Here is an 8058-nt window from a genome sequence, read left to right on the forward strand (position 1 = left end):
CAGCACGTCGCCGAGTTCCTCGCGCAGCGCGTCCCGTCCCTCCCCGGGCGTGTCGGGATCGCCGTCCTCGATCGTCTCGACGGTCTCGTACGCCTCTTCGAGCAGGTACTTCACCAGCGTCTGATGCGTCTGCTGCCGGTCCCAGGGGCAGCCGCCGGGCGAGCGAAGCCGGTCCATCACGGCCACCAGGTCCAGCAGCCGGGCACCGGGCACGTCGTAGCTGCCGGGCAGGAGTTCGAGCTCGATATCCGGAGCGTCGCCCGGCGCATTGGTCAGCCGTTCCCCCAGCGCGAGAACGAGCGGCTGATCATCGCCCGAAGGATCCGCCAGCCAGACGACCGTCTCCCCCGCGGCAGCCTCCTTGAGCAGCTCGTCGGCCACCTCGGCCGTCTCGCCCTCGATCAGCTCGATCGCGACGTCCTGATCATCCAGATACTCGAGGATCGGATGCTCCGCATCCCCCGCGTGCACCCGCGCCCCCGCCGCCGTCACCGCCCGCCACGCGGCCGCCGACAACAACCCCGGCGCCACCCGCGGGGAGAAGGGTACAAGAATGATCCGTCCGGTCACGGGGCTCACCCTACTCACGCCCCCATCAGGATCACGCCGTCGATCAGGGAGCGGCACCATTCGAGGAGGGGGAGGCCGGTGACGGGTTCGGCGGGGAAGCCGGAGGTCTTGGGGCGGGGGACGAGGATGTGGTCGGACTGCTTCTTCACGATGGAGCCGGGGAAGACGCGCTTGAGGCGCAGCTCCTGGGACTCGCGCAGGTAGACCCGGCTGAACTTCACGAAGTTGCCCTGCAGCACGATCTCGGCCAGGCCCGCCTCGCGCGCGTGGGCTCGGAAGAGGGCCACCGCGAGCAGGTTGCCGACGGGCTCGGGGATCTTGCCGTAGCGGTCGACGAGTTCGTCGTGCACGGCGACGACGTCGTCCTCCTTGGCGATCGAGGCGATGCGGCGGTACGCCTCGAGGCGCAGCCGCTCGCCGGGGACCCACTCGTGCGGGATGTGCGCGTTCACCGGGAGGTCCACCCGCATGTCGGGGGCCTCGTCCGGGCTGTTCAGGCCCGCCGCCTGCTCCTTGAACTCCTTGACCGCCTCGCCGACCATCCGCACGTACAGGTCGAATCCGACCCCTTCGATGTGGCCGGACTGCTCGCCGCCGAGCAGGTTGCCCGCGCCGCGGATCTCCAGGTCCTTCATCGCCACGTACATGCCGGCGCCGAGGTCGGTGTGCTGGGCGATGGTGGCCAGCCGCTCGTGCGCGGTCTCGGTCAGCGGCTTCTCCGGGGGATACAGGAAGTAGGAGTACGCGCGCTCCCTGCCGCGCCCGACGCGGCCGCGCAGCTGGTGCAGCTGGCTCAGGCCGAAGTTGTCGGCGCGCTCGACGATCAGCGTGTTGGCGTTGGGGATGTCGATGCCTGACTCGACGATCGTGGTGCACACCAGCACGTCGAACTCGCGGTTCCAGAAGTCGACGATCAGCCGTTCCAGCGCGTGCTCGTTCATCTGGCCGTGTGCCGTGGCGATGCGGGCCTCGGGGATCAGTTGGCGCAGCCGTGCGGCGGCGCGGTCGATCGACTCGACCCGGTTGTGGATGTAGAAGACCTGGCCCTCGCGCAGCAGCTCGCGCCGGATCGCCGCGCCGATCTGCTTCTCCTCATACGCGCCGACGAAGGTGAGCACCGGGTGCCGCTCCTCCGGCGGGGTCTGGATCGTGGACATCTCCCGGATGCCGGTGACCGCCATCTCGAGGGTGCGCGGGATCGGGGTCGCGGACATCGTCAGCACGTCCACGTTCGCGCGCATCTGCTTCAGGTGCTCCTTGTGCTCCACTCCGAAGCGCTGCTCCTCGTCCACGATCACCAGGCCGAGGTCCTTGAACCTGGTGTCCTTCGCGAACAGCCGGTGTGTGCCGATGACGATGTCGACCGAGCCCTCGGCCAGGCCGCGCAGCACCTCGGCCGACTCCTTGTCGCTCTGGAAGCGCGACAGGGCCTTGATCGTCACCGGGAACTGGACGTAGCGCTCGGCGAAGGTGGAGAAGTGCTGCTGCACCAGCAGCGTCGTGGGCACCAGCACGGCCACCTGCTTGCCGTCCTGCACCGCCTTGAACGCGGCGCGCACCGCGATCTCGGTCTTGCCGTAGCCGACGTCGCCGCAGATGAGCCGGTCCATCGGGACCGTCTTCTCCATGTCCGCCTTGACCTCTTCGATGCACGCGAGCTGGTCCGGGGTCTCGGTGTACGGGAAGGCGTCCTCGAGTTCGCGCTGCCACGGCGTGTCGGGCCCGAAGGCGTGTCCCGGTGCGGCCTGCCGGGCCGAGTAGAGCCGGATCAGGTCGCCGGCGATGTCGCGCACGGCCTTGCGGGCCCGAGACTTGGCCTTCTGCCAGTCCGCGCCGCCGAGCCGGTGCATCGAGGGCGACTCGCCGCCGACGTACTTCGTGACCTGCTCCAGCTGGTCGGTCGGCACATAGAGGCGGTCGCCCGGCTGGCCGCGCTTCGAGGCCGCGTACTCGATCACGAGGTACTCGCGGGTGGCCCCGGCGACGGTCCGCTGCACCATCTCCACGTAGCGGCCGACGCCGTGCTGTTCGTGCACGACGAAGTCCCCGGTCCTGAGCTGCAGGGGATCGATCATGTTGCGGCGCCGCGAGGGCATCCGGTTCATGTCCTTGGTGGACGAGCGCTGGCCCGAGATGTCCGTCTCGGTCAGCAGCACCAGCTTGGCCGCCTCGTCCACGAAGCCGCGGCCGAAGGATGCGCAGGCGACGTACGCGATCCCCGGCTCCGGCGCCTCCTCCAGGTCGGGCACCAGGCGCACGCCGAGATCCGCGCCGCGCAGCACCTCGGCGAGCCGCTCGGCCGGGCCGTGGCCCTCCGTGGTCAGCACCACGCGCCAGCCCTCGCGCAGCCAGCCGCGCACGTCGGCGAGCATCTTCGCGCCCTCGCCGCGGTAGTCCGGCGGGTCGGTGGCCGGGGAGAGTTCGGTGTCATCGGTGTCGAGGCTTTCGCCGTCCACGACGAACTCGGCGAGCCCCGCGTCGGCGACGAACGGCGTGATCGACCACCACGGGAGATCCAGCGAGCGCACGTGGTCGCGCACATCGGCGAGCGACCAGAGCGAGGCGGCGCCGAGGTCCAGCGGGCTCCTGCCGCCGAGCGCGGCCGCCGTCCAGGAGGCCTCCAGGAACTCCTGCGAGGTGGCCACCAGGTCGCCGGCCCGGGTGCGCACCCGCTCCGGGTCGCACACGACGAGGTGGGTGCCCTCCGGCAGCACGTCGACCAGCAGTTCCATCTTGTCGACCAGGACCGGCGCCAGCGACTCCATGCCCTCGACCGCGATGCCCTCGGCGATCTTGCCGAAGACGTCCGCGAGGTCCGGGTACTCGGAGGCGTAGCCGTGCGCCCGCTTGCGCACCGTCTCGGTCAGCAGCAGCTCGCGGCACGGCGGCGCCCACAGGCCGTTCTGGGACACCTCGAGGGACCTCTGGTCGGCGACCTTGAAATAGCGGATCTCCTCGACCGTGTCGCCCCAGAACTCCAGCCGCAGCGGGTGCTCCTCGGTCGGCGGGAAGACGTCCAGGATCCCGCCGCGGACCGCGAAGTCGCCGCGCTTCTCCACCAGGTCGGTGCGCAGGTACGCGGCGTCGACCAGACGGCGCGTCACCGTTTCGAGCTCGATCTCCTGACCCGCCGTCACCCGCACCGGGTCCAGGTCGCCGAGCCCGGCCACCTGGGGTTGCAGCACCGAACGGATCGGCGCGACGACGACGCGCAGCCTGCTCTCCGTCTCCGGGTGGGCCAGCCGGCGCAGTACGGCGAGGCGGCGGCCGACGGTGTCCGAGCGCGGGGAGAGGCGCTCGTGCGGCAGCGTCTCCCAGGACGGGTACTCGGCGACGGACGAGTCGCCGAGCAGCGAACGCAGCGCGGCGGCCAGGTCCTCGGTCTCCCGGCCGGTGGCGGTGACCGCCAGCACGATGCGGTGCTGGGCGATCGACGCGATGGCGGGGGCACGCAGCCCGCCGACGGCCGTCAGGTCGAGGCGCGGGCGCACGCCGGTGCGCGCCGCGCCGGTGGCCGAGCGCAGCGCGGGGTCGAGCGACAAGGGGCTGAGGAGACCGGAGAGGGTCATGGGCACCTTCCGTAGGCACGCCTAGTAACCCCGAACAGCCCACAGGGGGCAGGGGGTTCCGTGTACTTCCAGGGTACGCACTCCCACCGACAACCCGACTCCACGCCCGCTCTTCATGATCGCGGAATGATCGCCGACGTGCCGCGGAGCGGTTTGGAAATCGGCAGGAATCGGGCGTGGGCCGTTAAAACGGCCCACCTGGACGGCACTGCCGCCTATCGCCGGACCGCTCGGTCCGGGTACCGTCTTGAGAGCACCTGTGCGCCGGGCCACCCATTTACCGGCGCACGCGAGGCGACGCAAGGGACTGGAGAACGATGACGCAGGGAACGGGCACGGGCCTTCCGACGAACGCGGCCGGAATACCCAACGGTCAGTTCGCGGGGCGCCTCATCGAGTTCAGCGATGTCGAACTGGACCGCAAGTACCCCCGCGGCGTCTACCTGAACTTCCACGGCTACCCCGACTTCTCGGTCTACGCCCGGCACGCCGTGCAGATCGCCGACCCGCCCGCGGAGCTGTCCGTGGACGAGGTCAGGGTGACCGACGTGGTCGCGGCGAACATGCTCGCGAGCACCACCGGCGACCCGCTCTACCAGCAGGGGCGGCCGCCGACGGCCACCCCCGAGGGCTGGACCTGGACGCACGAGGCGCGCAGCCGGCGGGTCTACCTGGTGCCGGCCGAGCTCAACGGCTCCTTCCGGCACCACGGCGGCGTCGCCACCCTGCAGCTGGACCGCGGCAAGACCGGCCTGTGGCACGAGGGCATGCTCGACCCGGTGGCCTTCGAGCGCTCCGGCTCGGTGCCGGAGGACGCCATGCTGCAGCTCGAGTCGCAGCTCGGCTTCCAGCTGCCGGTCTCCTACCGGCGCTTCCTCGCGGGCACCGACGGCGGCCGGCCGCTGAGCCCCGCGGTCAACCTGCAGTGCGGCTTCGTGGCCGACGGCTGGCTGTTCGGCGTGCGCCGCTCGGACCCGCACCAGGAGCTCGTCTACGCGAACCAGGCGCTGTTCGACCGGTTCACCGAGGAGTTCCTGGCGGTCGGCTACGTGCGCGGCGGCATGCTGGTGCTCAAGATCCGCGGCAGCGACCTCGGCTCGGTCTGGTACTTCGACGACGACGACGTGCGCGACCGGGACTCGCGGGACGCCGCGTCGATCTGCAACGAGCTGCTGATCCGGATCGGCAGCGACTTCGACGACTTCGCCAGGCACCTGGTCGCGCTGCCGCAGCAGATCCAGGAGATCTCCGAGGCGGCCGTGCAGCAGGGCTTCGCGAGCCTGGTGACCGACGTCGACTACCTCGGCTCCGCGCTGCCGCCGCACCTGGCCTTCCGGCGGCACTGAGCGCCGGTGACCGCGTCTTGAACCTCGGACGGCCGTCTCAGTGAGTGGGCCGGGTATCGCGGGTGTGACGTACGCCGCATACGATGCAGGCGAAGTCCTGAGCTTGGACAACGGCGTCCTCGCGTTCAGCTCGTTCGCTTACCGAGGAGTGTGCCGCCGTGGCCGACACCGACGCCGTTTCCACAATCGCACCCGTCAGTCCAGCCCCGGACACCGCGCTGCGCGGTGACATCAAGGCGCTCGGCGAACTGCTCGGGCAGACGCTGGTGCGCCAGGAGGGAAAGGCGCTGCTCGACCTCGTCGAGCAGATCAGAGCCCTGACGCGGTTGACGGACCCGGGGGCCGCCGACGCGGCGCAGGCCCAGCTGGCCGAGCTCGACCTGGCCACCGCGATCCGGCTGGTACGCGCGTTCTCCAGCTACTTCTACCTGGCGAACGTGACCGAGCAGGTGCACCGCGCCCGCGAGCTGCACGCCGAGCGGGCCACCAGCGGCTCCTGGCTCTCCCGCGCCGTCGACCGGATCGGCGCCGCGATCGAGGACCCCGAGTCGAAGGTCACCCGCGACTGGGTCGAGGAGGTCGTCAACCGGCTCTCCGCGCGCCCGGTGTTCACCGCGCACCCCACCGAGGCGGCGCGCCGGACGATCCTGGGCAAGCTGCGCCAGATAGCGCTGCTGCTGGACGCCAACCCCTTCCCGCAGCCCGGCACCGCGACGGATCCGGTGGCGCAGCGGCGGGCCGAGCGGCGGCTGCAGGAGCTGGTCGAGTCGCTGTGGCAGACCGACGAGCTGCGGGTGGCCCGCCCCGAGCCGACCGACGAGGCGCGCAACGCCCTGTACTACCTGGACGAGCTGCACGGCAGCGCCGTCCCCGACGTGCTCGACGAGCTGGCCGCGGAGCTGGAGCGGATCGGCGTGAAGCTGCCGGTGGACGCCCGGCCGCTGAGCTTCGGCAGCTGGATCGGCGGCGACCGGGACGGCAACCCGAACGTGACCCCGCTGCTCACCCTGGAGATCCTGGCCCTGCAGCACGAGCGCGCGGTGGACGACGCGCTGAAGATCGTCGAGGGGCTGCGCAACAGCCTGTCCACCTCGAAGCGGATCGCCCGGATCACCCCGGACCTGGAGAAGTCGCTGGCCGAGGACCTCGCGGCGCTGCCGGACATCCCGGCCAGGTACAAGCGGCTCAACCAGGAGGAGCCCTACCGGCTCAAGGCCACCTGCGTGCGCCAGAAGCTGCTGAACACGAAGAAGCGCATCGGCGAGGGCCGCGCGCACGTGCCCGGGCACGACTACCTGAACGGCGAGGAGCTGGTCGCCGACCTGCTGCTGATGCGCGACTCGCTGCTGGCCGACCGCGGCGAGCTGATCGCGCGCGGCAGCCTGGACCAGGTGATCCGTACCGTCTCGGCCTTCGGCCTACAGCTGGCGACGCTGGACGTGCGCGAGCACGCCGACGCGCACCACCAGGCGATCGGCCAGCTGATCGACCGGCTCGGCATCGAGTCGTGGCGTTACGAGGACATGCCGCGCGAGTACCGCGCCGGGCTGCTGGCGAAGGAGCTGCGCTCGCGTCGTCCGCTGGCGAAGCTGCCGGAGAAGATCCACCGCGACGGCGTCGAGGGCTACGACGCCTGGAGCGGTGCCGAGCCGATCCTGGACGAGGCCGGCGCGAAGACCTTCGGCGTGTTCACCGCGATCCGCGAGACGATCGAGCGCTTCGGCCCGGACGTCATCGAGTCCTACATCATCTCGATGTGCCGCGGCGTGGACGACGTGTACGCGGCGGTGCTGCTGGCCCGCGAGGCCGGCCTGATCGACCTGCGTGGCGGCCGGGCCCAGATCGGCTTCGTGCCGCTGCTCGAGCAGGTCTCCGAGCTGCGGCAGGCCGACACGATCCTCGGCGAGCTGCTCAACGACCCCTCGTACCGGAAGCTGGTCCGGCTGCGCGGGGACGTGCAGGAGATCATGCTCGGCTACAGCGACTCGAACAAGGACGCCGGCATCGCGACCAGCCAGTGGGAGATCCACCTGGCCCAGCGCAAGCTGCGCGACGTGGCGCACCGGCACGGCGTGCGGCTGCGGCTGTTCCACGGCCGCGGCGGCACGGTCGGCCGCGGCGGCGGCCCGACGCACGAGGCGGTGCTGGCCCAGCCGTGGGGCACGCTCGAGGGCGAGATCAAGGTCACCGAGCAGGGCGAGGTGATCTCGGACAAGTACGCGCTGCCGACCCTGGCCAGGGAGAACCTGGAGCTGACCGTCGCGGCCACGCTCGAGGCCGCGGTGCTGCACCTCGGCCCGCGGCAGAGCGCCGACGCGCTGGCCCGGTGGAGCGCGGCGATGGGCGGCATCTCGGACGCCGCGTACGCCAGGTACCGGCAGCTCGCGGACGACCCGGACCTGCCGCGCTACTTCCTGGCCTCGACCCCGGTTGACCAGCTCGGCGACCTGCACCTCGGCTCGCGTCCCTCGCGCCGGCCGGACTCCGGCGCGGGTCTCGAGGGACTGCGCGCGATCCCGTGGGTGTTCGGCTGGACCCAGTCCCGGCAGATCGTCCCCGGCTGGTTCGGCGTC

Annotated in this window: 4 protein-coding genes; 2 read left to right on the forward strand and 2 right to left on the reverse strand. The window is 71.1% G+C overall.

The annotated features are described in order from the left end of the window. Positions 1-570, reverse strand: a 570-nt coding sequence (locus VG296_RS19630) for a MazG nucleotide pyrophosphohydrolase domain-containing protein (RefSeq protein ID WP_325567638.1), incomplete at its 3' end; no start/stop codon positions are given. Positions 571-584: 14 nt separating this feature from the next. Next, the gene (mfd, locus tag VG296_RS19635; protein ID WP_325567640.1) at positions 585-4139 is read right to left on the reverse strand and encodes a transcription-repair coupling factor; all 3555 of its coding nucleotides are present in this window, start codon (positions 4137-4139) and stop codon (positions 585-587) included. Between the two features lie 317 nt (positions 4140-4456). Here mfd and VG296_RS19640 point away from each other — a divergent pair, with 317 nt between their 5' ends. Both VG296_RS19640 and VG296_RS19645 read left to right on the forward strand, forming a co-directional pair. Next, positions 4457-5485 (forward strand): SMI1/KNR4 family protein, encoded by a 1029-nt coding sequence (locus tag VG296_RS19640; RefSeq protein ID WP_325567642.1) that lies wholly within the window; start codon positions 4457-4459, stop codon positions 5483-5485. A gap of 158 nt (positions 5486-5643) precedes the next feature. Further along, positions 5644-8058: phosphoenolpyruvate carboxylase (locus VG296_RS19645; protein ID WP_325567644.1), on the forward strand; the 2415-nt coding region annotated here is incomplete at its 3' end.

This window comes from Actinospica sp. (assembly GCF_035552695.1).
Taxonomy (GTDB): domain Bacteria; phylum Actinomycetota; class Actinomycetes; order Streptomycetales; family Catenulisporaceae; genus Actinospica.

What these genes read in the sequence shown, in the direction of transcription:
- mfd (WP_325567640.1), bottom strand. Translation starts at nt 4,139, where the DNA reads ATGACCCTCTCCGGTCTCCTCAGCCCCTTGTCGCTCGACCCCGCGCTG.
- VG296_RS19640 (WP_325567642.1), top strand. Translation starts at nt 4,457, where the DNA reads ATGACGCAGGGAACGGGCACGGGCCTTCCGACGAACGCGGCCGGAATA.